Source organism: Sagittula sp., from assembly GCF_052825245.1.
In genome coordinates this window covers 1-23,601 of the sequence record NZ_JBRBWD010000060.1, presented here as the reverse complement: position 1 = coordinate 23,601, position 23,601 = coordinate 1, and the positions used below count along the sequence as shown (strand labels likewise).

General features: G+C 69.4%; 24 protein-coding genes. 16 read left to right on the top strand and 8 right to left on the bottom strand.

The annotated features are described in order from the left end of the window. The first annotated feature begins 71 nt into the window (after positions 1 to 71). The 9 genes from phnG to phnN all read left to right on the top strand — a co-directional run bounded on the left by phnG (position 72) and on the right by phnN (position 6,771). Complete coding sequence (gene phnG, locus ACU0DV_RS23865) at positions 72 to 536, top strand: phosphonate C-P lyase system protein PhnG (protein ID WP_446240672.1); 465 nt, start codon at positions 72 to 74, stop codon at positions 534 to 536. Beyond that, positions 536 to 1,117 (top strand): phosphonate C-P lyase system protein PhnH, encoded by a 582-nt coding sequence (gene phnH, locus ACU0DV_RS23860; protein WP_446240673.1) that lies wholly within the window; start codon positions 536 to 538, stop codon positions 1,115 to 1,117. Before phnG ends, phnH begins: the two co-directional genes overlap by 1 nt. Next, the gene (locus tag ACU0DV_RS23855) at positions 1,117 to 2,229 is read left to right on the top strand and encodes a carbon-phosphorus lyase complex subunit PhnI (RefSeq protein ID WP_446240674.1); all 1,113 of its coding nucleotides are present in this window, start codon (positions 1,117 to 1,119) and stop codon (positions 2,227 to 2,229) included. The genes phnH and ACU0DV_RS23855 overlap by 1 nt, the downstream gene beginning before the upstream one ends. Positions 2,230 to 2,576: 347 nt before the next feature. Further along, on the top strand, positions 2,577 to 2,906 hold the full coding sequence (locus ACU0DV_RS23850; RefSeq protein ID WP_446240675.1) for an endonuclease domain-containing protein: 330 nt from the start codon (positions 2,577 to 2,579) through the stop codon (positions 2,904 to 2,906). Further along, positions 2,903 to 3,772 (top strand): alpha-D-ribose 1-methylphosphonate 5-phosphate C-P-lyase PhnJ, encoded by an 870-nt coding sequence (locus ACU0DV_RS23845; protein ID WP_446240676.1) that lies wholly within the window; start codon positions 2,903 to 2,905, stop codon positions 3,770 to 3,772. Before ACU0DV_RS23850 ends, ACU0DV_RS23845 begins: the two co-directional genes overlap by 4 nt. Further along, entirely contained in the window at positions 3,769 to 4,344 is a 576-nt protein-coding gene (locus ACU0DV_RS23840) for a GNAT family N-acetyltransferase (protein ID WP_283980935.1), read from the top strand. The genes ACU0DV_RS23845 and ACU0DV_RS23840 overlap by 4 nt, the downstream gene beginning before the upstream one ends. Positions 4,345 to 4,579: 235 nt before the next feature. After that, positions 4,580 to 5,347 carry a phosphonate C-P lyase system protein PhnK gene (gene phnK / locus ACU0DV_RS23835; RefSeq protein ID WP_370323459.1) on the top strand — a complete coding sequence of 256 codons (768 nt, stop codon included), beginning with the start codon at positions 4,580 to 4,582 and terminating at the stop codon, positions 5,345 to 5,347. A gap of 82 nt (positions 5,348 to 5,429) precedes the next feature. Next, a complete protein-coding gene (gene phnL, locus ACU0DV_RS23830; protein WP_446240677.1) occupies positions 5,430 to 6,113 on the top strand; it encodes a phosphonate C-P lyase system protein PhnL in 684 nt (227 codons plus the stop codon). Positions 6,114 to 6,228: 115 nt separating this feature from the next. Next, positions 6,229 to 6,771: a phosphonate metabolism protein/1,5-bisphosphokinase (PRPP-forming) PhnN gene (gene phnN / locus ACU0DV_RS23825; protein WP_446240678.1), complete on the top strand. Its 543-nt coding sequence runs from the start codon at positions 6,229 to 6,231 to the stop codon at positions 6,769 to 6,771. Here phnN and ACU0DV_RS23820 read toward each other — a convergent pair. Continuing rightward, positions 6,753 to 7,433, bottom strand: coding sequence for a DUF1045 domain-containing protein (locus ACU0DV_RS23820; protein ID WP_446240679.1), 681 nt, complete (start codon positions 7,431 to 7,433; stop codon positions 6,753 to 6,755). The two genes, phnN and ACU0DV_RS23820, sit on opposite strands and share 19 nt — an antisense overlap. Before the next feature lie 25 nt (positions 7,434 to 7,458). Between ACU0DV_RS23820 and ACU0DV_RS23815 the strand changes: the two genes are divergently transcribed. Then, on the top strand, positions 7,459 to 8,625 hold the full coding sequence (locus ACU0DV_RS23815; RefSeq protein ID WP_446240690.1) for an alpha-D-ribose 1-methylphosphonate 5-triphosphate diphosphatase: 1,167 nt from the start codon (positions 7,459 to 7,461) through the stop codon (positions 8,623 to 8,625). Between the two features lie 221 nt (positions 8,626 to 8,846). Here the strand turns inward: ACU0DV_RS23815 and ACU0DV_RS23810 are convergent, their stop codons facing one another. From ACU0DV_RS23810 to ACU0DV_RS23800, 3 genes are read right to left on the bottom strand one after another with little or no spacing between them, the layout of a single operon-like run. Continuing rightward, the gene (locus ACU0DV_RS23810; RefSeq protein WP_283980930.1) at positions 8,847 to 9,458 is read right to left on the bottom strand and encodes an Isoquinoline 1-oxidoreductase subunit; all 612 of its coding nucleotides are present in this window, start codon (positions 9,456 to 9,458) and stop codon (positions 8,847 to 8,849) included. A 3-nt stretch (positions 9,459 to 9,461) separates the two neighbouring features. Further along, positions 9,462 to 11,630, bottom strand: a complete 2,169-nt coding sequence (locus ACU0DV_RS23805) for a molybdopterin cofactor-binding domain-containing protein (protein WP_446240680.1) — start codon at positions 11,628 to 11,630, stop codon at positions 9,462 to 9,464. Between the two features lie 4 nt (positions 11,631 to 11,634). Further along, positions 11,635 to 12,093: a (2Fe-2S)-binding protein gene (locus tag ACU0DV_RS23800; RefSeq protein WP_283980928.1), complete on the bottom strand. Its 459-nt coding sequence runs from the start codon at positions 12,091 to 12,093 to the stop codon at positions 11,635 to 11,637. Positions 12,094 to 12,528: 435 nt separating this feature from the next. Between ACU0DV_RS23800 and ACU0DV_RS23795 the strand changes: the two genes are divergently transcribed. The 5 genes from ACU0DV_RS23795 to ACU0DV_RS23775 all read left to right on the top strand — a co-directional run bounded on the left by ACU0DV_RS23795 (position 12,529) and on the right by ACU0DV_RS23775 (position 17,714). After that, positions 12,529 to 13,596: an NAD(P)H-dependent glycerol-3-phosphate dehydrogenase gene (locus ACU0DV_RS23795; RefSeq protein ID WP_100929571.1), complete on the top strand. Its 1,068-nt coding sequence runs from the start codon at positions 12,529 to 12,531 to the stop codon at positions 13,594 to 13,596. Position 13,597: 1 nt separating this feature from the next. Then, positions 13,598 to 14,380 (top strand): HAD-IIB family hydrolase, encoded by a 783-nt coding sequence (locus ACU0DV_RS23790; protein WP_446240681.1) that lies wholly within the window; start codon positions 13,598 to 13,600, stop codon positions 14,378 to 14,380. A 3-nt stretch (positions 14,381 to 14,383) separates the two neighbouring features. Continuing rightward, positions 14,384 to 15,889 carry a glucosylglycerol-phosphate synthase gene (gene ggpS / locus ACU0DV_RS23785; protein ID WP_446240682.1) on the top strand — a complete coding sequence of 502 codons (1,506 nt, stop codon included), beginning with the start codon at positions 14,384 to 14,386 and terminating at the stop codon, positions 15,887 to 15,889. Positions 15,890 to 16,067: 178 nt separating this feature from the next. Then, complete coding sequence (locus tag ACU0DV_RS23780; RefSeq protein ID WP_446240683.1) at positions 16,068 to 17,294, top strand: S8 family peptidase; 1,227 nt, start codon at positions 16,068 to 16,070, stop codon at positions 17,292 to 17,294. Positions 17,295 to 17,327: 33 nt separating this feature from the next. Then, entirely contained in the window at positions 17,328 to 17,714 is a 387-nt protein-coding gene (locus ACU0DV_RS23775; RefSeq protein WP_446240684.1) for a hypothetical protein, read from the top strand. A 23-nt stretch (positions 17,715 to 17,737) separates the two neighbouring features. Here ACU0DV_RS23775 and ACU0DV_RS23770 read toward each other — a convergent pair whose 3' ends face one another. Both ACU0DV_RS23770 and ACU0DV_RS23765 read right to left on the bottom strand, forming a co-directional pair. Continuing rightward, positions 17,738 to 18,745 (bottom strand): Ldh family oxidoreductase, encoded by a 1,008-nt coding sequence (locus tag ACU0DV_RS23770; protein WP_283980923.1) that lies wholly within the window; start codon positions 18,743 to 18,745, stop codon positions 17,738 to 17,740. A gap of 54 nt (positions 18,746 to 18,799) precedes the next feature. After that, the gene (locus ACU0DV_RS23765) at positions 18,800 to 19,519 is read right to left on the bottom strand and encodes a sensor histidine kinase (protein WP_446240685.1); all 720 of its coding nucleotides are present in this window, start codon (positions 19,517 to 19,519) and stop codon (positions 18,800 to 18,802) included. A 191-nt stretch (positions 19,520 to 19,710) separates the two neighbouring features. On the opposite strand from ACU0DV_RS23765, the gene ACU0DV_RS23760 reads away from it, so the two are divergent. Continuing rightward, positions 19,711 to 20,382 carry a response regulator gene (locus tag ACU0DV_RS23760; protein WP_283980920.1) on the top strand — a complete coding sequence of 224 codons (672 nt, stop codon included), beginning with the start codon at positions 19,711 to 19,713 and terminating at the stop codon, positions 20,380 to 20,382. A 23-nt stretch (positions 20,383 to 20,405) separates the two neighbouring features. Here the strand turns inward: ACU0DV_RS23760 and ACU0DV_RS23755 are convergent, their stop codons facing one another. Both ACU0DV_RS23755 and ACU0DV_RS23750 read right to left on the bottom strand, forming a co-directional pair. Beyond that, the gene (locus ACU0DV_RS23755) at positions 20,406 to 21,182 is read right to left on the bottom strand and encodes a hydroxypyruvate isomerase family protein (RefSeq protein WP_446240686.1); all 777 of its coding nucleotides are present in this window, start codon (positions 21,180 to 21,182) and stop codon (positions 20,406 to 20,408) included. A gap of 43 nt (positions 21,183 to 21,225) precedes the next feature. Further along, positions 21,226 to 23,412: an AAA family ATPase gene (locus ACU0DV_RS23750; RefSeq protein WP_446240687.1), complete on the bottom strand. Its 2,187-nt coding sequence runs from the start codon at positions 23,410 to 23,412 to the stop codon at positions 21,226 to 21,228. Positions 23,413 to 23,601: the final 189 nt, after the last annotated feature.

Sequence of the window (23,601 nt, the reverse complement as noted above, 5' to 3'; positions counted from 1 at the left end):
TCCGACTCGCGCCCGGGGGCGGCATCTGCGATAATAAGTCTAGTTGTATAGATATGGCGGGATTTGTCGAGATGAAAGACCTGCAAGACGACACCGGCGGCGCCGCGGACCGGCGCGCGTGGATGGGCCTCCTGGCCCGCGCGCCAAGCGGCCGTCCCGCCGAACTGCTGGATGCGCTGGGACCGCGCCCTGCCGCCGACTGGCTGCGCCGCCCGGAGACCGGCAGCGTCATGGTGCAGGGCCGGGCCGGGGGCACCGGCGCGCCCTTCAACCTCGGCGAGATGACCGTGACCCGCTGCGGGCTGCGCCTTGCGGACGGCACCGTGGGCCACGCCTACGTGCAGGGCCGCGACAAACCCCATGCGGAAGCCGCCGCCCTGATCGACGCGCTGATGCAGACCGGCGCCGCCGAACGGGTCCGGGCCGAAGTGCTGGACCCGCTCGCCGCCGAGGCCGCCCGGCGCCGGGACACCCGCGCCCGCAAGGCCGCAGCGACGAAGGTGGATTTCTTCACCATGGTCCGGGGAGACGACTGATGACGACCGACGCCCTCGAAGGCGGGTTCGCCGACCCTGCAATGGATTCCGCCCGCGCCTTCCGCGCCGTGATGACCGCCATGGCCCGCCCCGGCACCATCCACCGGCTCGACGGCGCGACACCGCCCGCGCCGCTCTCGCCCGCCGCCGGTGCCGTGCTGCTCACGCTCTGCGACGCCGACACACCCCTGCACCTGGCCGGGGCGACAGACTGCCCCGCCGTCCGCCAGTGGATCGCCTTCCACATCGGCGCGCCGATCAGCGGTGCGGCGGACTGCACCTTTGCCCTGGGCCGCTGGGAGGACCTCGACCACGACCGATACCCCGTGGGCACGCCGGAATACCCCGACCGCTCCGCCACGCTGATCGTCGAAACCGACAGGCTGACGGCGGAAGGCGCGCGCCTTTCTGGCCCCGGCATCAGGGACACCGCCACCCTCTCCCTTCCCGAAAGCGGCCTTTATTCCCGGAACCGGACGCTATTCCCGCTGGGCCTGGACCTGATCCTCACCTGCGGCGCGCAGGTCGCCGCCGTGCCCCGCACCACCCGGGTGCAGTTTCCCGCAACGGAGGACCGCTGATGTATGTCGCTGTCAAAGGGGGCGAACGCGCCATCGGCAACGCCCACGCCTGGCTGGCCGAGGAGCGCCGCGGCGATCCCGCGATCCCCGAACTCACCGTGCCGCAGATCCGCGAACAGATGGCGCTGGCGGTCAACCGGGTGATGGCCGAAGGCTCGCTCTACGATCCCGACCTCGCGGCGCTGGCGATCAAGCAGGCGCGCGGCGACCTGATCGAGGCGGTCTTCCTGATCCGTGCCTACCGCACGACCCTGCCGCGCCTCGGCAGCAGCGCGCCGCTCGACACCGCCGCCATGGCCTGCGACCGGCGCATCTCGGCCACCTTCAAGGACCTCCCCGGCGGGCAGGTGCTGGGGCCGACCTTCGACTACACGCACCGCCTGCTGGACTTCAAACTCGCCGCCGAAAGCGCGGCGGAGGCCACCCCCGACCCCGCGCCGGAACGCGAGGCGATGGGCGAGGCCGTGCCGCATGTCACCGGCTTCCTCAACCGCGAGGGCCTGATCGAGGAGGCCCCGGCAGAGGACACCACGCCCCCGGACCTGACCCGCGACCCGCTGGAACTGCCCGCCGAACGGGCGCTCCGCCTGCAGGCGCTGACCCGGGCGGACGAAGGCTTCACCCTCGGGATGGCCTATTCGACCCAGCGCGGCTACGCCCGCAACCACGCCTTCGTGGGCGAACTGCGGATCGGCGCGGTGCCGGTGGAGATGGAGATCCCCGAGCTCGGCTTCTCGGTCGAGATCGGCGAGGTCGTCCTGACCGAATGCGAGACGGTGAACCAGTTCAAGGGCTCGAAGACCGAGCCGCCGCAGTTCACCCGCGGATACGGGCTGGTCTTCGGCCAGACCGAGCGCAAGGCCATCGCCATGGCGCTGGTCGACCGGGCGCTGCGCTGGCAGGAACTGGGCGAGGACGACAGCGGCGCACCGGCGCAGGACGCGGAATTCGTGCTCTACCACGGCGACAACGTGCAGGCGACGGGCTTCCTCGAACACATCAAGCTGCCGCATTACGTCGACTTCCAGTCGGAGCTGGAACTGGTCCGCAAGCTGCGCCGCGAGGCAGAGGCAGCGCAGGACCGCCCCGCCACGCAGGAGGCAGCGGAATGAGCGTGGTCCTGACAGCGGCCCGCGGACGGCCCACGCCTGTCGTCATGGGCGTCGCCCGCCCGTGTGTGCCCCACCCGTTCCCCAGCCTTGACCTGACCCCCTCCCTGAGCCTCCCCCCCTCCCTAACCCTCCCCCGGGACGGGGGAGGGGACCTGTCGCGCAAGACGGTTAAGCCGGGATTAACCTATCAAGGTCCAGAGTCCGCCCGATGCCGCAGGGCTTTCCCTCCCCCGCTGCGGGGGAGGGCCAGGGAGGGGGCAGGGACAGGGCAGGCAGGCCCGGCAGCGACCGCACGCCCCGTTCACCTGATCTTGACGCCCCCCGGAACACCGGCGGTCGGGGACCAGATGACCGGCTTTCACAACGACGCCCAGAAGGCGGAGGCCCGGCGCCGGCGCCGCGAGATGACGGAGGCGCAGAGGCGGCTCTGGCAGTGCCTGCGCGCCCACCGCTTCATGGGTCTTTCGGTGCGCCGCCAGGCGCCCGTCGGCCCGCTGATCGTGGATTTCCTCATCCCGGCGCACCGCCTCGCGATCGAGACGGGCCACCCCCGCGACCCGGCCCGCGCGGCCTGTCTGAAGGCCCGCGGCTACCGGGTCCTCGGCTTCACCGACACCGACATCCTGACGCGGACGGACGCCGTCCTGCGCGCCATAGCGGAGGCCCTTCGGTCATGACCCCCGACACCGGCGACCTCGCCTACAACTTCGCCTACCTCGACGAACAGACCAAGCGGATGATCCGCCGCGCCATCCTGAAGGGGCTGGCGATCCCCGGTTACCAGGTGCCCTTCGCCTCGCGCGAGATGCCCATGCCCTACGGCTGGGGCACCGGCGGGGTGCAGGTCTCGGCAGCGGTGATGACGTCCGAAGACCGCTTCAAGGTCATCGACCAGGGGGCCGACGACACCACCAACGCGGTCTCCATCCGGACCTTCTTCGAACGCACCGCTGGGGTGGAGACGACCACCCGGACAGCGGAGGCCACGGTGATCCAGACCCGCCACCGCATCCCCGAACAGCCGCTGACCGAGGACCAGATCCTCGTCTACCAGGTGCCGATCCCGGAGCCCCTGCGCTTCCTCGAGCCGCGCGAGACCGAGACCCGCAAGATGCACGCCCTGCAGGACTACGGGCTGATGCACGTCAAGCTCTACGAGGACATCAGCCGCCACGGCCACATCGCCACCGCCTATGCCTACCCGGTGCAGGTCGAGGGCCGCTATGTCATGGACCCCTCGCCGATCCCGCGCTTCGACAACCCGAAGCTGGACGGGTGCCCCGCGATCCAGCTGTTCGGTGCCGGGCGAGAGCAGCGGATCTATGCCCTGCCGCCCTATACACGGGTTGTCAGCCTCGATTTCGAGGACCACCCCTTCGAGGCCTCGAAGGCGGACCACCCCTGCGCGCTCTGCGGGGCGGAGGACAGCTATCTCGACGAGGTGATCGTCGACGACCGGGGCGGGCGGATGTTCGTCTGTTCGGACACCGACCACTGCGAAACCCGGCAGGCGCAGGGCTTCCGCGGGGAGGCCGCGGCATGAGCGAACTGATCCTGCGCGCCCCCGAAGAGCGCGACATTCCCGCCCTGCACGAGATGATCCTGCGCCCCGCCGTGCAATGGGGCACCGGGCGGCTGCCCTATCAGAAGACCGACTGGGTGGCCGAACGGGTGCGGGCAAGGACCGAAGGGGTCCACAGCCTCGTGGCGGAGAAGGACGGCACGGCGATCGGCTGGGCGACCCTGACGCGCGGCCCGGACCGCCGGTCGCATTCCGGGTCGCTGGCGATCACCGTCCACGACCTGCACCACCGGCAGGGGGTCGGGCGGGCGCTGATGACCGCGATCCTCGACCTGGCCGACAACTGGCTGGGGCTGATCCGGACGGAGCTGGAGGTCAACCTCGACAACCACGGGGCCATCGCGCTCTACCGGGCGTTCGGGTTCGAGGACGAGGGCATCCGCCGCGCCTCGCTTCTGCGCGACGGGGTCTACGTGGATTCGCTGCTGATGGGCCGCCTGATCGCCCCGCGCCCCACCGCCGGGGCCCCGGGGGACGCCTTTGCTGCGCCCGGTTTCGCGGCGAAATCCTCCGGGCCGGGAGAGGGGGCATGATGCCCGCCGTTGCCGGGCTGCGGGGGCGTCGCTCTGGCCTGGGATACCGGCTGGGTGAACCGTTCCGGGCAGGGGCAGGGGCAGGGGCAGGGGCAGGGGCCGGGGATGGGGGCCGGATCGCGGCCCAAGCCGGGCTTGCGGGCCGGACGGTGCGTCCGGGCCGGGTGAATTTGATGGATGCCAGGAGCCCGGTGGCAGCGATTGCCACAGGGCGTCCGGGGCAGGGAGAACGAGCATGACACCACTTCTGTCCGTCGAGGGGCTGACGAAGCGATACGGGGCGCACCTGGGCTGCGGGGATGTGAGCTTCGAGCTCTATCCCGGCGAGGTCATGGGCATCGTGGGCGAGAGCGGGTCGGGCAAGTCGACCCTGCTGAACTGCATGGCCGGGCACCTGACGCCGGATGCCGGGCGGGTGGTCTTCGACACCGCCATGGGGCCGCGCGACACCGTCACCATGTCCGAGCCGGAGAGGCGGATGCTGGGGCGGACCGACTGGGCCTTTGTCCACCAGCATGCCCGCGACGGGCTGCGGATGGGGGTCAGCGCCGGGGGCAACGTGGGCGAGCGGCTGATGGCCGTGGGCGCTCGCAACTACGGCGAGATCCGGGGCGCCGCCTGCGACTGGCTGGGCCGGGTGGAGATCGACCCGGGCCGGGTGGACGACCGGCCCACGACCTTCTCGGGCGGGATGCAGCAGCGGCTGCAGATCGCGCGGAACCTCGTGACCGGGCCGCGGCTGGTGTTCATGGACGAGCCCACGGGCGGCCTCGACGTGAGTGTGCAGGCCCGGCTGCTGGACCTTCTGCGCGGGCTGGTGCGGGACATGGGGCTGAGTGCCATCATCGTGACCCACGACCTGGCCGTGGTGCGGCTTCTGGCCGACCGTCTGATGGTGATGAAGTCGGGCCGGGTGGTGGAGCAGGGGCTGACCGACCAGGTGCTGGACGACCCGCAGCACGGGTACACGCAGCTTCTGGTCTCAAGCGTGTTGCAGGTCTGAGGCATGGACCGGGACCGGTGGAGGTTTCGCCGCGAAACCTCATTTATTAACAACGGGTTAATCCTAAAGGCAGGGTGAGACGATGATCGAGATCGAGGACGTGGCCAAGACCTTCACCCTGCACAACCAGGGCGGGGCGGTGATCCGGGTGATGGAGGGCGCGCACCTGCGCGTCGCCCCAGGCGAATGCGTGGCGCTGACCGGCGCGTCGGGCGCGGGAAAGTCGACGCTGATGCGGATGATCTACGGCAACTACCTTGCGGCCTCGGGCCGGATCGTGGTGGGTGACGTGGACGTGGCGCAGGCCGCCCCGCGCGAGATCATCCGGCTCCGGCGCGAGACGCTGGGCTATGTCAGCCAGTTCCTGCGGGTGGTGCCGCGGGTGCCGACGCTCGACGTGGTGGCGGAGCCGCTGCGCGCCGTGGGCGTGGACGAGACGGCGGCGCGCGCCCGGGCGGCGGAGTTGCTGGCGCGGCTCAACATCCCGGAGACGCTGTGGCCGCTCTCGCCCACGACGTTTTCGGGCGGCGAGCAGCAGCGGGTGAACATCGCGCGCGGCTTTGCCCATGCCTATCCGGCGCTGCTGCTGGACGAGCCGACCGCCAGCCTCGACGCGGTGAACCGGGCGGTGGTGCTGGAGCTGATCGAGGCGGCGAAGGCGCGGGGCGCGGCCATCGTCGGGATCTTCCACGACGAGGCGGCGCGGGCGCGGGTCTGCGACCGCGAGATCGACGTGGCGCGGTTCACGCCGGGGATGGCGGCATGAGCGGTCTGACCGCCCCCTTCCGGACGCCCCGACTGCGCCCCTGCGGGCGCAGCGGCCCGCGCTCAGGGCCGTGGTCCGGTCACGGGCCTGCCGGAGTGTCCGGCGGGGGTGTGGCATGAGCGGGCGGCTGATCGCGGTGGTCGGGCCTTCGGGTGTCGGCAAGGACAGCGTGATGCAGGGGATCGCGGCTGCCGCGCCCTCCATCGGGGTGGTGCGCCGGGTCATCACCCGCGATGCGGAGGCGGGCGGCGAGGTGTTCGACGCGGTGTCCCGGCAGCGGTTCGCGGAGATGCAGGCCGGGGGCGCCTTCTGCCTGTCGTGGCAGGCGCACGGGCTGTCCTACGGCATCCCCGCGGGGGTGCTGGCGGCGGTCCGGAGCGGGGCGGAGGTCATGGCGAACCTGTCGCGCGCGGTGCTGCCGGAGGCGCAGGGGATGTTTCCCGGCTTCGTGGTGCTGAACCTGACCGCCACGCCGGAAACGCTGGCCGCGCGGCTGGCGGGTCGGGGGCGGGAGAGCGCGCCGGAGATCGCGCGGCGGCTGGCGCGGGCGGGCTATGCGCTGCCCGAGGGCATGGCGCGGCTCGACGTGTCGAACGACGGCCCGCTGGAGCGGACCGTCGCCGAGGCGCTGGCGCGGCTTCACCCGGTAAGGGCGTAACGGTGGATCAGTTCGAAGCGGCCATCGGGACGTTCGCCGCAGAGGCAGATGTCGGCCATGACGAAGGGTTCCGGGAGCGGCGGGAGGGCGTCCCTGATGGCGGCCTCCACCGCGTCGAGCCGGTCCTTGTCCACCTTGCCGGTCAGCGTCAGGTGGAAGCGGAACTGGTCGAGCACGTAGGGATAGCCCCACTTGCGCAGGTGGTGTTCCTGCCGCTCGGTCAGCCCGGCCTTGCGGCGGCGGTCGAGCTCGGCTTCGGAGGCGGGCGTGCGGAAGGTGTCGAGGTCGGTGACGCAGGCGGCGGCGATCCGGCCGATGCCGGAGATGTCGCCCGTGGGGGTCAGCGCGAACCAGCGGCCAAGCCGGGTGAGCGCAAGGCCCGCGCTGCGCGCCGGGGCAGTGCGGCTGGCCAGGGCCGCTACCGCCGCTTCGAGATCGGGCAGGCTGCCCTGAAGGCGGAAGGGCGGCTTCAGCGTGCCGTGGAAGCCGTACTTGCGGGGCGCCCCGGTGATCTGTTCGATGGGGGGCAGGTTTTCGGGCAGGGCGGTCTGCGCCACCTCTGTCCCGGTGACGGCGTCCCAGCCCAGCCAGCGCGCGCCGAACGTCTGCAACACGCCTTCGGGCGGCATGAAATACACAGCATAACGGGAATGGTCTGACATGAATTCTCCGGTCTTTTCGAGCGACATGACACGCGGTGATGACAGGCGCGTGTCAGCCTCTTTCTGCCTTGCCAATGCGCGCCTCGTTCTGGACGAGCGGGTGGTCACGGGCAAGCTTTGCGTTGAGGACGGGGTGATCGCGGAGGTCCGCTCCGGCGGAGACGTGCCGGCGGGCGCGATCGACTGCGGCGGCGATTACGTGCTGCCGGGGCTGGTGGAGCTGCACACCGACAACCTCGAACGGCACATCCAGCCGCGCCCCGGGGTCGACTGGCCGCATGTCTCGGCCCTGCTGGCGCATGACGGGGAGCTGGCGTCCTGCGGGATCACCACGGTCTTCGACGCGATGCGGGTCGGGTCGATCCATTCGGGCAAGGGCCGCTACGCGGAATACGCGCGGGGGCTGGCGTCGGAGATGATGGCGCTCCGGGCGTCGGGGGCGATGCGGATCAGCCACTTCCTGCACCTGCGGGCGGAGATCTGTTCGGAGACGCTGCTGGAGGAGCTGGCGGCCTTCGGGCCGGAGGACCGGGTGGGCATCGTCAGCCTGATGGACCACACGCCGGGGCAGCGGCAGTTCCGCGACCTGTCGAAGATGAAGCAGTACGTCGCCAAGAAGCGCAACATGTCGGACGCGGAGTTCGACGCGCATGTGGCGCACCTGAAGGGGCTGCAGGCGGAGTACGGCACGCGGCACGAGGCGGGCGCGGTGGAGGAGGCGCGGCGGATCGGTGCCGTGCTGGCCAGCCACGACGACACGACCGAGGAGCAGGTGGCACGGAGCGGGGCGCTGGGCGTGGGCTTTGCCGAGTTCCCGACCACGGTGGAGGCGGCAGAGGCCTGCCGCGAGCGGGGCATCGCGATCATGATGGGTGCGCCGAACGTGATCCGGGGCGGGTCGCATTCGGGCAACGTCTCGGCGCTGGCGCTGGCGGAGTTCGACCTTCTGGACATCCTGTCGTCGGATTACGTGCCCTCGGCGCTGTTGCTGTCGGCGTGGCGGCTGGGGGCGCTGTGGGACGACCTGCCGCGCGCGGTGCGGACGGTGACCTCTGCCCCGGCGCGGGCGACCGGCCTGACGGACCGGGGCACGCTGGCGGAGGGGCTGCGGGCCGACCTGCTGCGGGTCGAGACCTTCGGCGATGCGCCCGTGCTGCGCGGGGTCTGGTCGCGCGGGCGTCAGGTGGGGTGAGGCGCGGGTGCGCTGTGCGGCAGCCGGTTACGGGCGGGGTCGTGGCCTGCGCAAACCTGGCCGAAGCCCGGGCCGGGCGGCGGGCAGGTCGGCTGCGCCGGAGAGCGCGGTGCGCCTGGTGCGTGCCCCTTGGGCCACGTCCGGGGAATTGGCCGGAGTGTGGGGGCCGGAAACGGATCAGGCCGCCCGTGGGGGCGGCCTGATGGTCGTTGTCGGAAAGGTCAGCTCGGGCAGGCGGCGCCGGTTTCGATCCAGGCTTCGGTGAGCTGGCCGAAGATCTCCTGGTTGCCCGGGGCGGGGGTGCGGCCTTCGCCCGGTTCCCAGCCCCAGCCGACGAGGCCGTCCTCGGCGTTGTGCTCGTGCAGTTCCGCCAGCGACTTGCCGCCGTTGGTTTCCGGGTCCTTGAGCTGGGCGCAGATTTCTGCCGCCGATTTGCCGATCCAGCCCATTTCCAGCGGCGCGAGCTGCCACGGGCTGTGGCCGGGGATGGAGCCGGTGCCGGTCTCGAAAGCGTAGTTCTCCTCGCCGTGGCAGGTGTTGCAGCGCATGCCCGGCGCGCCGAAGTCCGCATCGCCGCGCACCACCGGCGGCATGTGGATCTTCATCTCGTCGCCCTGCCGCGGGGTGTTGTCCACCGGGTGGCAGTTCAGGCAGCGCGGGCTTTCGATCACCACCAGCATCTCTTCGAACAGCGAGACGGAGCGTTCCGTCTCGTCCGTGATGCTGTCGAACTCGTCCACGGTGCGCAGCCCGTTGACGGTTTCGGCGAAGGCGGGGCCCATGAGGGCCGGGGCGACGCCAAGGAGCGCCGCCATCAGAAGGGTCTTTTTCATGGGTCAGGCCTCCATGCTTGCGGTGAAAGGCAGGCGGGTGACGGTCTTGCCCGTCAGGGCGCGCCATGCGTTGGCAACGGCCGGGCCGATGGGCGGCAGGCCGGGTTCGCCCACGCCGGTCGGATCGGCGTCGGACTGGATGATCTCCACCTCCACTTCCGGCATCTCGTGGATGCGCAGCATGCGGTAGGTGTCGAAGTTCGACTGCTGGACTTCGCCGCCGTCGCCCAGCGTGATCTCGTCGAAGAGGACGGAGCCGAGGCCGTAGCCGATGCCGCCTTCCATCTGCGCGCGGATCACGTTGGGGTTCACCGCGACGCCGCAGTCCACGGCACACCAGACGCGGTGCACCTTCGGGAAGCCGCCCGCGTCCGAAACCTCGGCGATCTCGGCGACATAGGTGTTGAAGCTTTTCACCACGGCGATGCCGTAGCCCTTGCCGTCGCGCACCGTGGTGCCGTCCCAGCCGGCCATCTCGCCGACCTTTTCGAGCACGCCGCGGAAGCGGTCGCCATCGGCCTTCAGCAGGTCGAGACGGCCCTGCAGCGGGTCCTTGCCCTGCGCTTCGAGCACCATGTCGAGGAAGACCTCGACCGCATAGCCGGTGTGGCTGTGCCCGACCGAGCGCCACCAGAGCACGCTGACCGGGTTTTCCTGCACGGCCCAGCCGACGCGGGAATGCCCGAAGTCATAAGGCAGGTTCGACGACCCTTCGTAGGACGTCGGGTCCATGCCGTCCTGCATCATCTGCGCCATGGGGCCGCCCGCCATGATGGACTGGTTGGCCACCACGTTTTCCCAGCCGAGGAGCGCGCCGCCGTCGTCCAGACCGGCACGGAAGCGGTGCACCGTCAGGGGGCGGTAATAGCCGCCGTGGATGTCGTCCTCGCGGGTCCAGACCAGCTTGTAGGTGCCGGGACCGGCGGCCTTGCCGATCTCGGCCAGTTCGGAGGCGAAGTGCGAGGTGTCCTGCGCGCGCCGCCCGAAGCTGCCGCCCGCAAGCATCACGTTGATCTTCACGTTCGCCGGGTCGAGCCCGAGCGGACCGGCGATGGCGGGCAGGTCGAGGGTGGGGAACTGCGAGCCCATCCAGGCCTCCGCGCCGTCCTCGCGCACCTCCAGGACGCCGTCGAGCGGCTCCATCGGCGCGTGGGCGAGGTAGGGGAAGCGGAACTCTGCCTCGATGACTTGCGCGGCGCCGTCGATGCCCGCGGCACCGTCGCCGTTGACCTCCGCATCGCGCCCGCCCTCGGCAGCCGCGGCGGAGAACGCCTCGTACATCTCGTCGGTGGAGCGGGTCTCGGCCGCGCTTTCGTCCCATTCGACGGTCAGCGCGTTGCGGCCCTTGATCGCGGCGTAGGTCGAGGTCGCGTAGACGGCCACGCCCTGCGGGATCTGGTGCACCGCCTCGACGCCCGGGACCTTCAGCGCCTCCGCGTCATCGTAGGAGGCCACGGTCGCGCCGAACTTCGGCGGGTGGGCGACGACCACGGTCAGCATCCCGTCGCGGTAGAGGTCCATGGTGAAGGTCGCGGTGCCGTTCGACTTTGCCGCGGTGTCGAGCTTGGGCAGGTCGGAGCCGATCAGGCGGAACCGGTCGGCGGACTTCACCGGCGGATCCTCGGGCACGGTCTGCATGGCGGCCTTTTCGGCCAGCGCGCCGAAGCCGGAAGACTGGCCGTCGGGGTGGCTGACGATGCCGTTCTCGACGGTGATCTCGCTGGCGGGGACGCCCCATTCCTCGGCGGCGGCGGCGACCAGCATGGCGCGGGCGGCGGCACCGGCCTTGCGCATCTGCATGTAGCTGTTGGCCATGGCGGTGGAGCCGCCGGTGCCCTGCATGCCGAAGGCGAGGTTCTTGTAGAGTTCGGTGTTCGCGGGGGCGCTTTCGGCGCGCATCTGCGACCAGTCGGCGTCCAGCTCCTCGGCGACGAGGGTGGCGAGGCCGGTGTTGGGGCCCTGGCCGAACTCGATGTGCTTGATCATCACGGTGACGGTGTCGTCGGGCGCCACGCGGACAAAGGCGTTGGGGGCGAAGGTGCCCTCCGTGCCGTCGCCTTCGAAGGCGAGGGCGGCACCGGACTGGGCGCGGCCGGCCATGGGCAGCGTGAGCCCGATCACGAGGCCGGCGGATGAGGCGAGAAAGCCCCTGCGGGACAGTTGCTTGTTCATGGGATCAGCCCTCCAGCGCGTCGGCGGCGTCGTGGATCGCCTTGCGGATGCGCACGTAGGTGGCGCAGCGGCAGACGTTCCCGGCCATGGCGTTGTCGATGTCTTCGTCGGTGGGTGCGGGGTTTTCCAGCAGGAGCGCGGTGGCGCTCATGACCTGGCCGGACTGGCACCAGCCGCATTGCGGCACGTCGAGACCCGCCCATGCCGCCTGAACCGCCTCGACCTCGGGGCCTTCCATGCCCTCGATGGTGGTGACGAAGCTGCCGTCGACCATGGAGATCGGGGTCACGCAGGAGCGCCGGGTCATGCCGTTCAGCATCACCGTGCAGGCGCCGCATTGCGCGACGCCGCAGCCGAACTTGGTGCCGGTGAGCTTCAGCTCGTCACGCAGCACCCAGAGCAGGGGCGTGTCCGGGGCGACATCGACGGTCACCTCCTCGCCGTTGAGTTCGAAAGAGATCATTTGGCTGGCCCTCCGTGTGGGAATTCGCTGTGCCGGGAAATAGAGCATGGCAGGGGCGCGTCCATGGCTGCAACGAAAAAAATGGAGGGGTGCTCCGTTTTTTATCCGGGCGGATGGCCGGGGGTGGGACGGGCACGGGGTCTGCCTATTTGATCAACAAATTTTCCTTATCGGATAACGACTTTGCTGCGATGCGGCGGAAAGCCGTTGGTTTCGGCAAATATCCGCCCTAGGTTGATGACGTGGCGCTGGACGGGATGTCCGTGCCCGAGGGTCCGGGTTGGCCTGCGTTGTGCCGACCCCCGCGATGCCGCCCCGAACGGCTGGTGACGCGCCCGGTACATGGATGAACGAAACGTAAACAGGGTATCCTGAAAGGAGCTCCCCATTAAGGATTCGTCTTACCAACCCGCCGCCCCCTATGACCGCGTCGCCGTGCTTGGCGCCGGCAGCTGGGGCACCGCGCTGGCCTGCGTGCTGGCGCGCAACGGTCGTCAGGTGAAGCTTTGGGCGCGCCGTCCCGATCAGGCGGACGCGATCAACGCGGGCGCCGAGAATGCCGAATACCTGCCGGATGTGCCGCTCCCCGCCGGGCTGACCGCCACCGCCGACCTGGCCGAGGCGCTGGAAGGCGCGGAGGCCGTGCTGATGGTCACGCCGTCCTCGACCCTGCGGCCCATGTGCCGGGCCATCGCGCCGCATCTGCCGGAGGGCATCCCGGTGGCGCTGGCTTGCAAGGGCGTGGAGCGCGGCACGGGCCTTCTGTTGTCCGAAGTCGTGTCGGACGAGCTGCCGGGGCATCCGGTGGGCGCCGTCTCCGGCCCGACCTTTGCACGCGAAGCGGCGCTGGATCACCCGACCGCTGCCACCGTGGCCTTCCATTTCCGCTATGCCGACCGGCTGGCGCCGAAGTCGAGCCCCGCGGCACGGCTGGCGCTGTCGCTGTCGGGCAACGGGTTCCGGCCCTACGTGTCGGACGACCTCGTGGGCGTCGAAGTGGGCGGCGCGGTAAAGAACGTGATCGCCATCGCCTGCGGGATGATGTCGGGCGCAGGCTTTGCCGAGAACACCCGCGCCGCGCTGATCACCCGCGGCATCGACGAGATGAAGCGGCTGGCGCAGGCACTTGGCGGGCGGCGCGAGACGGTCACCGGCCTGTCGGGTGCGGGCGACCTGACGCTGACCTGTTCGTCGACCACGTCGCGGAATATGTCGCTGGGCTACCAGCTTGGGCAGGGCATCCCGCGGGTGTCGTGCTTCGAAGGGCGCCCGGTGGTGGTCGAGGGCGAGATCAACGCGGTCTCGGTCATCGAACTGGCGCAGCGCGTGGGTGTGCCCATGCCGATCTGCGAGACCGTCAACGCCGTGCTGCACGAGGGCGCCGACCTGCAGGAGGCGTTCAGCACGCTCTGGGCGCGCCCGATCGAGGCGGAGCCGCAGGCACTGGACCTCTCGCTGGCCCACCCGCAACCCGACGTGCCGCTGCAATTCGGAGAAAGCTGACATGAACGTACATGCCACATCGCGCCCGGACATCGCCGCGCGCCGGATGACCCTCGCCACCGACCTGGACGGCACCTTCCTGGGCGGCACGGATGCCGAGCGGGACCGCCTTTACGGCTGGATCGAGGCCAACCGCGCCAGCGTCGGGCTGATCTTCGTCACCGGGCGCGACCCGGAATTCATCATGGAGATGTGCCGCGAGAAGGGCCTGCCCTGGCCGGAGTTCGTGGTGGGCGACGTGGGCACCACCATCGCCGAGGTCACGGCGGACGGGCACGTGACGCCCATCGCCAAGCTGGAAGAGGACATCGCCGAACGCTGGGGCGACAAGGGGGAGCTGGTCCGCACGACGCTGCACGGCCATCCCGGCCTGACGCTTCAGCCGACCGCGTTCCGCTACCGTGTCAGCTACGACCTCGACCCCGCCGATTTCGACGCCAACGCCAAGGAGCGCGTGGCGGAGATGGGGCTGGACTGGCTGATTTCCGACAACCGCTATTTCGACGTGTTGCCCAAGGGAGTTTCGAAGGGGCCGTCGATCCGGCGGCTTGTCGACCACTTGGGCATCCCGGAGGCGCGCGTGCTGTGCGCCGGGGACACGCTCAACGACCTGTCCATGCTGGAGAGCGGCCTGCCGGCCGTCGCCGTGGGCAATTCCGAAACCGACCTGAAGGCGCGGCTCGATGGCTGCAAGACCGTCTACCATGCGCAAGCGCACGGTGCGGCGGGCATCATCGAGGCCATCGCCGCGCTTCAGTTGCATGACACCCCGAAAGGAGCCTGAACCATGCCATCCGATCTGGTGATCGTCTATCACCGTCAGCCCTACGAGGAAGTGGAGGTCGACGGGAAGATCGAGTTCCACGAGAACAAGAGTCCCAACGGAATCGTGCCGACGCTCAAGAGCTTCTTCGGCCGCTTCGACAAGGGCGCGTGGGTGGCGTGGAAGAACGCCGCGGACCCCGCCAATCCTGGATTCGAAAGGGTGGTGGAGATCGAGGACCAGCACGGCAAGTATTCCGTGTCCCGCCTGCCGCTGACGCCGGAGCAGGTGACGTCGTTCTACCACGTCTCTTCCAAGGAAGCCTTCTGGCCGATCCTGCACGGCTTCAAGGAACGCTACAACTACGACCCCGTCGACTGGTCGACCTTCCGGGAGGTGAACTGGGCCTTCGCGGAGGCCGCCGCCGCCGAGGCCGCGCAGGGCGCCGTGGTCTGGGTGCACGACTACAACCTGTGGCTGGTGCCCGGTTACCTGCGGACGCTGCGTCCGGACGTGAAGATCAGCTTCTTCCACCACACGCCGTTCCCGCCCGCCGACATCTTCAACGTGCTGCCGTGGCGGCGCGAGATCCTCGAGTCGCTGCTGGCCTGCGACGTGGTGGGCTTCCACATCCCGCGTTACGTGAACAACTTCGTCTCCGCCGCGCGGTCGCTGCTGGAGGTCGACACCCAGAAGCGCGAGAAGGTGAAGGACGAGCTGAACGCCCAGACCTCCGCCCTGTCGGAGCAGTCGGTCATCACCGAAGTCGCCTATGACGGGCGCACGGTGCTGCTGCAGGCGAGCCCGGTGGGCGTCGACGTGGGGTACATCGAGACGCTGGCGAACAACGAGGCGACGGAGAAGCGGGTCGGCGAGATCCGCGAGGGCCTGAAGGACCGCAAGCTGATCCTGTCGGTGGGCCGGACGGATTACACCAAGGGCGGGATCGAGCAGCTCGAGTCCTTCGAGCGGATGCTGGAGAACCGTCCCGACCTGCGCGGCAAGGTGCAGCTGATGCACGTCTCGGTCAGTGCGAACGTCAACATGACGGCCTACCGGCAGATCCAGGAGGACCTGGAGTCGATCGCCGGGCGGATCAACGGGCGGTACGGCAACTTCGACTGGCAGCCTCTCTTGCTGATCTCGAACCCGGTGCCGTTCACCGATCTGGTGGCCTTTTACCGGGCGGCGGACGTGGCGTGGATCACGCCGCTGGCGGACGGCATGAATCTTGTCTGCAAGGAATTCTGCGCGGCGCGCACCGATGGCGACGGCGTGCTGGTGCTGTCGGAATTCGCCGGGGCGGCGGTGGAACTGGCGACGGCTGTGCCGACCAACCCGTTCTCGCACAAGTCGATGGATTCGGCGATCGAGTTCGCGCTGGCCATGCCGGAGGAAGAGCGCCGGGGCCGGATGAAGGTCAACCGCGCCATGGTGCAGAAGCAGGACATCCGCTTCTGGGCCGAGGACCAGATGCGCGCCTTCAGCACGCCCAAGGAAAAGACCTCGAGCGCGGCGGAGGTGGCCTGAGCCACCAACATCGCTTGATGGAACAGCATGGCGGACGGGCGCGGGCCCGTCCGCTTTTTCATATCCCGCTACCCGCAATGCGGGGATTGTGGTAGCATTACTCATTCTTTGATTGTCAGCGGCCCGTCGGGCGGCGCCTGCCGTGGCCCCATTTTCAGCACAGAGGGGGATTTGTCCCGTGGCCCGATTTCTTGCCCTGCCGAAGAACGACCCTGTCATCGCCTCGCTCAGCATGGCCGATGTGACCATGGCGCCCGAAGCGCGCGCCGCGCAGGTCGCCCGCGTCATCGAGGCGCGCCGCCGCCTTGGCGCGCAGACCCGGGGACCGGAACCCGCCGCGCGCGCGCGGATGCGCTCGGCCGAGATCGTGGCGCACCCGGAGGAGACGACCTCCGTCACCGGGGTGATGGTCTTCGACATGGACGATCCGGAAGAGCTGGAGCGGCTGAAGACGGACCTGCCGAACTACGAGGTGGTGGAGGACCTGCCGCTGTCGCTGATCCCGCCGGTGCGTGCCACGGCGAGCCATTCGGTGGAGGCGGGGCTGGACCTCTGGCACCTCGACGCGGTGGCGGTGGCCGCGGCCCGGGCGGCAGGCTTCGGCGGCACGGGGAAGGGCGTGGGGGTCGCGATCCTCGACACCGGGGTGGAGGAAGTGGAGGAAATCGCCGGGCGCGTTGCCTCGGCCTTCCGGCTGGACCGCACCACCAACACGCCCGTCGCGATCCAGAGCGAGGACACGGAGGGCCACGGCACCCATGTCGCGGGGCTGGTGGCCGGGTCGCGTGTCGGCGTCGCGCCGGAGGCGGACCTGATGAACTACGTCATGATCCCGAACGCGCTTGGCAATATCTCCGACTTCATCTTTGCCATCGACTTCGTGGCGCGGCGGCCGGAAATCGCGATCCTCAACATGTCGGCGGGCATTCCGGGCTTCCACGGGGCGATGAAATCCTCCGTCGTGCTGCTGAAGCGCATGGGCATCCTGCCGGTGATCGCGGTGGGCAACGAAGGGCCGAACACCAGCCGCAGCCCCGGCAACTACGCGGAGGTGCTGTCGGTGGGCGCGGCCAACCGCCATGGCCGGGTGGCGAGCTTCTCTTCGGGGGGGAGCATGGTCGCCGACGCGCAAAGCTACGATGTGCCGGACCTGGTGGCGCCGGGGGCGGAGGTGACCTCCTGCGTGATGGGCGGCGGCTACGAAGCCTGGGACGGCAGTTCGATGGCAACGCCGCTGGTCTCGGGCATTGCCGCGCTGATCGTGGAGCGGTTCCCGACGATCACGCTCTCGGACCTGACGGAGGAGATCATCGGCGTGTTGCAGCCGCTGTCGGGCGTGGATGCACTGCGGCAGGGCGGCGGGATGCTGCAACTGCCGCCGCACCTGTGGCAGGCTGTGTCATGAGTCGGCGCACACTTGCAGGGAAGGGCGGTCTGGATGGATGAGGAAAGCCTGAAGAAGCTGCAGGCGGAACTGGGCGCCAAGCCCTCGGGCGGGATGGAGCGGATGATCCTGCAGACCGCGCGGCCTTCCCGCAGCCGGGGCGCCGCGGCGCCCGCGCCGGACGCTTTCCCGGACCGCACCGCCTACCGCAAGGCGCTGATCGATTTCGAGGATGCGCAGGGCGCCCCCGGTCTCGACGCGCTGGTGGGCAAGCTGCAGGCGCTTGGGCTGAAGACCTCGGTCGCGCGCGGCGTGCAGGCGGTGGTGGTCGAAGGCGCACCGGACGCGCTGAGCCGCGCGCTGGAGGCCGAGGAGGTCGAGGACGCGGAGTTCGACCGCGCCGTCGATCTGGTGCGGCCGCGGCGCCCGTCGGAGGAATAGGCGCCGGCCTCCGGGCCCGGCGGTCAGAGCGCCTTCAGATCGTCGTAGAGCGACTGCGCGATTTCCACGTAGCCGCGCGCCTTGTTGCGGGCGCGGGCGGCATAGCGGCGTTCGGCGGGCAGGCGGGCGCCTTGCCCGGCGATCTCGGCAAACAGCGCCTCTGCCGACGACTGGCCCGCGTCGGCGCGGCCGCCCGACAGGCGCGCCGGGTCGAAGGCCACGATGATCTGGCCGTGGTAGGGCGCCTCGGGGCGGCCCTCGGCGTAGGCCATGCTTTCGAGGCTGGTCATGTCGCCGATCAGCGGCCCGGCCATCAGTTCGACCATCAGCGACAGGGCAGAGCCCTTGTGGCCGCCGAAGGTGCACATGGCGCCCTGCATCGCGGCCTCCGGATCGGTGGTGGGCTTGCCGTCCGCGTCCAGCGCCACGCCTTCGGGCAGGGGTTTGCCCTCGCGGCGGTAAAGCTCGATCTCGCCGCGCGCGAAGGCGGAGGTGGCGAGGTCGAAGACCAGCGGATCGGTGTCGCCGCGCGGCCATGCGAAGGCGATGGGGTTGGTGCCGAGCGCGCCGCGCGTGCCGCCCGCGGGCGCGACCCAGGCGTGGCTGGGCACCATCGACAGCGCGGAAAGCCCTTCGCGGGCAAGGTGTTCGACCTCCGGCCAGAGGGCGGAGAAGTGGTAGCAGCGGTTGACGGCCATGGCCGCGACACCGAAGCGGCGCGCGCGTTCGGTCAGGAGCGGCAGGCCGCCCTGCGTCGCCAGAAGCGAGATGCCGCCGCGCGCGTCGGCCCGCACCACGGCGCTGTCGTCGGTGACGATCTCCGGCTCTGCCGTGCCGTCGACGGTGCCCCGGCGCATCGTCTCGACGCACATGAACAGGCGGAACAGCCCGTGAGAGCCGCAGTCGTCCATCTGGCAGGTTGTCAGGAACGCGGCGATGGCCTGCGCGTGGGCGTCGCCATAGCCGGTCCGGGTCAGCGTGTCGTAGGCGAGGCTGTGGATCTCTTCGGGGGTCAGGCGGATCTGGGGCATGATGTGGTCCTGAGGGTCACGGCCCCTTCGGGGTACATCAAGTGCGGGCAGTTCTCAAACGATTGGGGCGGGGGCCAGCGGCAGGCCGATTTCCACCGTGCAACCGCGCCGCGCGGGGGTGTCTACGATGGCGATGCTGCCGCCGAGCGTCTTCGCCACCTTCTCTGCCACGGCGAGGCCCATGCCCGCCGTGCCGACCTCGTCCTTGGCGCGCAGGGTGAAGAGCGGTTCGAAGACCTTCCGGCGGTAGTCCGGGTCGACGCCCGGCCCGTCGTCCGTCACGGTCAGGAAGAGGCGGGCGCCGTCGCACCGGGTGCGGACCGTGACGTGGCCTTGCGCGGCATCGTGGTGGCGGACGCAGTTGGAGAGCACGGCAAACAGCATGCGGTCGAGGTCGTTGCCCGGGGCCACGACCGCGCCCGCCGCCTGCGACAGGTCGAGGTCGAACCCGTCGCGTCCGGGCACGCGGCACCAGGCGTCGCGCAGCGCCTCCGGCAGGGGGTGGCGGTCCGGTGTGTCGGCCAGCCGCCCGACGCGCGACAGTTCCGTCAGCCCGTCGAGCATGAGGTCGAGCCCACGGGCGTAGTCGCGCAGCATGGTGACGTGTTCGCGGACCTCCGCCGGGACGGCGTGACCGGCGGCGCCCAGATCCTCCTCGATCCATTCGGGGATGACGCGCATTGCGCGGGAATAGGTCTTCAGATCGTGCGTAACGATATAGAGGTAGGATTCGAAATCCCTTTCCGTTTCGCCCGTTTCCGTAAGATCCTTCATTTTACCGCTCTGTCCAGGGGTTTATGGTTGCACGAGCATTGGTAACAGTCGGCCGGACGATCGCCAAACGCTTCCCTCCGATAGTTTTGCGAAATTTCACGTTAATAAATTTGGGGGCTTCATTCAGGGTTAAGATTTCTCCCGGCTATTCTTTCGTACATCAGGTGACCCTGAAGCTTGGGAGAAGACGGATGGCGGAAACGGATAGAGCGGACGGCGTGCTGGCAGCCGGCGGCCGGCGGGATGGCGCAGTGCAGCGCGGCGTGTTCGAAGTGCTGGTTCTCGACGACAGCACCTTCGATCTGAACCGGATCAAGCGCGCCTGCGGAAAGACCGGGCTGCCCGTGAACACGCGCCTGACCACGGGCATGGACGAGTTCGAGAAGGCGCTGGATGAGCGGTCCTACGACGTTATTTTCATTGACTATCTCCTGCCGAAGGGCAACGGGCTGCACGCGCAGAGGCTGGTGAACAACCACCCCATGAACTTCGGCGCGGCGGTGGTGATGATCTCGTCGGAGATGCGCACCGACGTGGCCGTCGCCTCGATGAAGAAGGGGTCGATGGACTGTCTCAGCAAGGACGCGCTGGATCCCGATAAGCTGCGGGAACTGATGATCGCCTCTGCCAAGGTGTTTTCCGAGGCGTCTCGCCACTGGATCGGCGAATTGCTGGCACAGCAGCGGGTGCAGATTTCACGGGACGTGGCGAAAGTCATTCGGGATGAAATGGAATTCGGTCGATTTGTCGATACAATCGACAAGCGGATTATCGATATGCTGGCCAGCAAGGGATTTACGGAGCCGGAAAACTGGAATGTCTCCTACCTCTTCGATTCCGATGAACCGCTGAGATTTCGCTGACCCCGTTCCGGATTGCCCGGGGCTCAGATGCCGCGCGCCCTGGCCAGCCAGCCGAGCGTGGCGTCGGTGTCGGGACCGGGGCGGTATTCGGCGCCCAGCGGGGGCGTCCATCCCAGCGCGGCGATTTCCTCGAACACGGCGGTGTAGTTGAGCTCTCCCTCGTCCGGCGGCCCGCGGTCCGGCGCGCCCGCAAACTGGATGTGGCCGATTACCGGAAGGAGGTCGCGCAGGTGGTGGATCACGTCCCCCTCGGCGCGCTGGACGTGGTAGCAGTCGAACATCAGTTTCAGGTTCGGCAGTCCCAGCGTCTCGATGATGCGCCGTGCGTGGGCGGTGTCGCGCAGGAAGTACCCTGGCGCGTCCTTCTGGTTGATGGGTTCGATCAGGATCGTCAGCCCGTGCGGCGCGGCCAGCGCGCAGGCATGGCGCAGCGCGTTGTGATAGGCGGCACGGGCCTTCGGACCGCGCGCCTTGCCTGCCATGACATGCACCATGCGTGCGCCAAGGGCCACGGCGCCGTTCACCGCCTCCGCGATGGCGGCATGGGCCTCTGCCTCGCGCCCGGGAAGGGCCGACAGGCCGAAGTCGCCCGGCTGCGATCCCCGCCGCGTGTTCACGCTGAGAAGCGGCAGGCCGGTGTCCGCCAGCGCGTCCAGCACGGATACTGCGGGAATGTCGTAGGGCCAGTGGCATTCGACCGCGTCGAAGCCCGCCGCCCCCGCCGCCCGGATCGCATCGGGCAAGGGCCTGTCGGTCCAGAGGAACCCGAGGTTGGCGGAGAATGTCAGGCGCCCGCTCATGCCCGGCGCCCCTTTGCGGCGGCATTGTCCAGCAGTGCGCACGTCATGCCGGCACGATCTCCACCCGGCCGCCGTCGTCGGCGTGGTAACGCACGTCGAGCGTGCCGGCCGTGTCCGGTGCCGACAGGATGGTGCGCGCGATGGAGGGATAGACCTCTGCCGCGAAGAAGCCGGGGATGCCGCGCGCGCCGTGCACCGGATCGTAGCGGTCGGCACAAAGCGCTGCGACCTGCTCCGGCGCCATGGTGATCGTCACCGCGTGCCCGGCGGCCCGGATGCGCGCATTGACCTTCTGCAGCTCGCGGTTGGCGATCTTCTCGATCAGCTCCAAGGGCAGGGTCCGGAACCCGATGATGTTCTGCCGCCCGTTGAAACGGTTCAGGAATTCCGGGCGGAAGGTGCCCTCGAGATCGCGCATGGTCTCTTCCATGGCGGCGGCAAAGCCCAGGTCGGTGTTGAGGAAATGCGCCTGCCCGATGTTCGTGGTCATCAGGATCAGCGTGTCGGCAAAGCTGACGGTCAGCCCGCGGTTGTCGGTAAGGCGCCCGTCGTCCAGCACCTGCAGGAAGACGTTGAACACGTCCGGATGCGCCTTCTCGATCTCGTCGAAGAGGATGATCGAATGCGGGTTGCGGCGCACGGAATTGGTGAGGATGCCGCCCGCCTCGTACCCCTCGTAGCCCGGCGGCGCGCCGATGAGCTTGGCCATCGCGTGCTTCTCCATGTATTCAGACATGTCGAAGCGCAGCATCGCCTTCTCGCTGTCCTTGAGCGCCATGGCGAGCGCCTTGGCGATCTCCGTCTTGCCGACGCCGGACGGCCCGCAGAACATGAAGGACCCCTGCGGCTTGTCCGGCTCCTTGAGCCCGGCATTGGCCATCAGCACAGCACCGACCAGCTTTTCGACGGCGTGGTCCTGGCCGTAGACCCGCGCCTTCAGCGCCCGGTCGAGGGTCAGGAGCTTTTCGCGTTCGTCCTGGTTCAGTTTTTCGGCGGGGATGCCGGAAATGGCGGAGAATTCCAGCGTGACCGCCGCGGCGTCGAGCGCGAGACCGGCGTTCATCTCGTCCTGCAGGGCGTCGAAGGCTCGCCTGTTGTCGGCGATGCCGGCAGAGGCCTGCCGGATCTCCTGCAGGATGCGGTTTTCCTCGCGCGAGCCGAAACCCGCGCCGCCGGAAAGCCGGGCGGAGAAGGAGGGCGCGGCGTCTGCCTGCGCGGTCTCCGGCTTTTCCTTCTGCCGTTCCGCCTCCAGTTGCTCTTCGAGGGCGAGCAGCAGTTCCTCCCCGCTGCGCTGCGCATTGCGCAGGGAGGTGAGCCGGTCGACCTTGGCGGCCCAGTCGGCTTCGGCGGTGGCCAGCATGTCCCTGAGTTCGCCGTGCTGGCGGGCAATGTCGGGCGAGCGGGCCGCTTCGGGCAGCGCCTCGATCTCTGCCAGCGTGGCCCGCAGCCGGACAAGGTGCGGCGGGCGCCGGTGCACCGCTTGCCGGTAGGAGGTCAGCGCCCGGTCGATCAGGTTCAGCGTCCGCTCCGGCTGCGCGCGCGACAGCGACAGGTCGCCGACGTGGTACTTGGAGGTCAGTTCGATCGCGGCGGCGATGGCCTCTTCCGTGACGGGCACGCCGTGATGGGTGGTGAGCCGCGCGGCGCCGACCCGGGCGATCTCGGCCAGCGCGTCGGGACCGGGCTCGCGGATCTCCAGCATGGTGAATACCTCACGCATGTTGGAATGGCACTTGAGCACGATCTCGAGGTCCTCGTCGCGGGCTTCGAGGATGCATTGGTAGCGCCCCGTCAGCACGTCGCGCATGACCGCGTTGATCAGATGGGTGGTGCCGTTGTTGCGGGCGGCCTCGATGAAGTCGCGGAAATCGTCGATCAGCAGGACGGAGTTCGCGGTACGCAACAAGGTGCGGCGCAGCTTCTCGAACCCTTCGGAGATGCGCGCATGGGTGCCGGAGGAAAACAGCCCGTCGGTGTCGAGCCAGAACAACCGCCTGGCCAGCACGTCGAAGGGCAGGGAGGCATCGGCCTTCGCCGCCTCCAGCCCGATGCAGATCGAGGTCGCCCCGACCCCGCCCGGGCCGACGAGCAGCACGTTGGAGGCGGTGTGCCGCATGAGCATACCCGATATCTGGGAGAGCTCCTTCGCCCTCCCCACCAGACGGAAATGTGGCCGCCGCGCGAGCAGGTCCGCACCGCGGATCAGATGATCCCTGACCTGCTCAGGCATGGGCAAGCCATCCTGATACTCCAATGTAGACAGGAGTGTTTCGCCTCGCTGACGCGAGGCGACCGGGGGGGGGGGGGGGGGGGGGGGGGGGGGGGGGGGGGGGGGGGGGGGGGGGGGGGGGGGGGGGGGGGGGGGGGGGGGGGGGGGGGGGGGGGGGGGGGGGGGGGGGGGGGGGGGGGGGGCGGGGGG

Coding starts and splice junctions, on each gene's coding strand:
- phnG (WP_446240672.1), top strand. CDS start 72: ATGAAAGACCTGCAAGACGACACCGGCGGCGCCGCGGACCGGCGCGCG.
- phnH (WP_446240673.1), top strand. CDS start 536: ATGACGACCGACGCCCTCGAAGGCGGGTTCGCCGACCCTGCAATGGAT.
- ACU0DV_RS23855 (WP_446240674.1), top strand. CDS start 1,117: ATGTATGTCGCTGTCAAAGGGGGCGAACGCGCCATCGGCAACGCCCAC.
- ACU0DV_RS23850 (WP_446240675.1), top strand. CDS start 2,577: ATGACCGGCTTTCACAACGACGCCCAGAAGGCGGAGGCCCGGCGCCGG.
- ACU0DV_RS23845 (WP_446240676.1), top strand. CDS start 2,903: ATGACCCCCGACACCGGCGACCTCGCCTACAACTTCGCCTACCTCGAC.
- ACU0DV_RS23840 (WP_283980935.1), top strand. CDS start 3,769: ATGAGCGAACTGATCCTGCGCGCCCCCGAAGAGCGCGACATTCCCGCC.
- phnK (WP_370323459.1), top strand. CDS start 4,580: ATGACACCACTTCTGTCCGTCGAGGGGCTGACGAAGCGATACGGGGCG.
- phnL (WP_446240677.1), top strand. CDS start 5,430: ATGATCGAGATCGAGGACGTGGCCAAGACCTTCACCCTGCACAACCAG.
- phnN (WP_446240678.1), top strand. CDS start 6,229: ATGAGCGGGCGGCTGATCGCGGTGGTCGGGCCTTCGGGTGTCGGCAAG.
- ACU0DV_RS23820 (WP_446240679.1), bottom strand. CDS start 7,433: ATGTCAGACCATTCCCGTTATGCTGTGTATTTCATGCCGCCCGAAGGC.
- ACU0DV_RS23815 (WP_446240690.1), top strand. CDS start 7,459: ATGACACGCGGTGATGACAGGCGCGTGTCAGCCTCTTTCTGCCTTGCC.
- ACU0DV_RS23810 (WP_283980930.1), bottom strand. CDS start 9,458: ATGAAAAAGACCCTTCTGATGGCGGCGCTCCTTGGCGTCGCCCCGGCC.
- ACU0DV_RS23805 (WP_446240680.1), bottom strand. CDS start 11,630: ATGAACAAGCAACTGTCCCGCAGGGGCTTTCTCGCCTCATCCGCCGGC.
- ACU0DV_RS23800 (WP_283980928.1), bottom strand. CDS start 12,093: ATGATCTCTTTCGAACTCAACGGCGAGGAGGTGACCGTCGATGTCGCC.
- ACU0DV_RS23790 (WP_446240681.1), top strand. CDS start 13,598: ATGAACGTACATGCCACATCGCGCCCGGACATCGCCGCGCGCCGGATG.
- ggpS (WP_446240682.1), top strand. CDS start 14,384: ATGCCATCCGATCTGGTGATCGTCTATCACCGTCAGCCCTACGAGGAA.
- ACU0DV_RS23775 (WP_446240684.1), top strand. CDS start 17,328: ATGGATGAGGAAAGCCTGAAGAAGCTGCAGGCGGAACTGGGCGCCAAG.
- ACU0DV_RS23770 (WP_283980923.1), bottom strand. CDS start 18,745: ATGCCCCAGATCCGCCTGACCCCCGAAGAGATCCACAGCCTCGCCTAC.
- ACU0DV_RS23765 (WP_446240685.1), bottom strand. CDS start 19,519: ATGAAGGATCTTACGGAAACGGGCGAAACGGAAAGGGATTTCGAATCC.
- ACU0DV_RS23760 (WP_283980920.1), top strand. CDS start 19,711: ATGGCGGAAACGGATAGAGCGGACGGCGTGCTGGCAGCCGGCGGCCGG.
- ACU0DV_RS23755 (WP_446240686.1), bottom strand. CDS start 21,182: ATGAGCGGGCGCCTGACATTCTCCGCCAACCTCGGGTTCCTCTGGACC.
- ACU0DV_RS23750 (WP_446240687.1), bottom strand. CDS start 23,412: ATGCCTGAGCAGGTCAGGGATCATCTGATCCGCGGTGCGGACCTGCTC.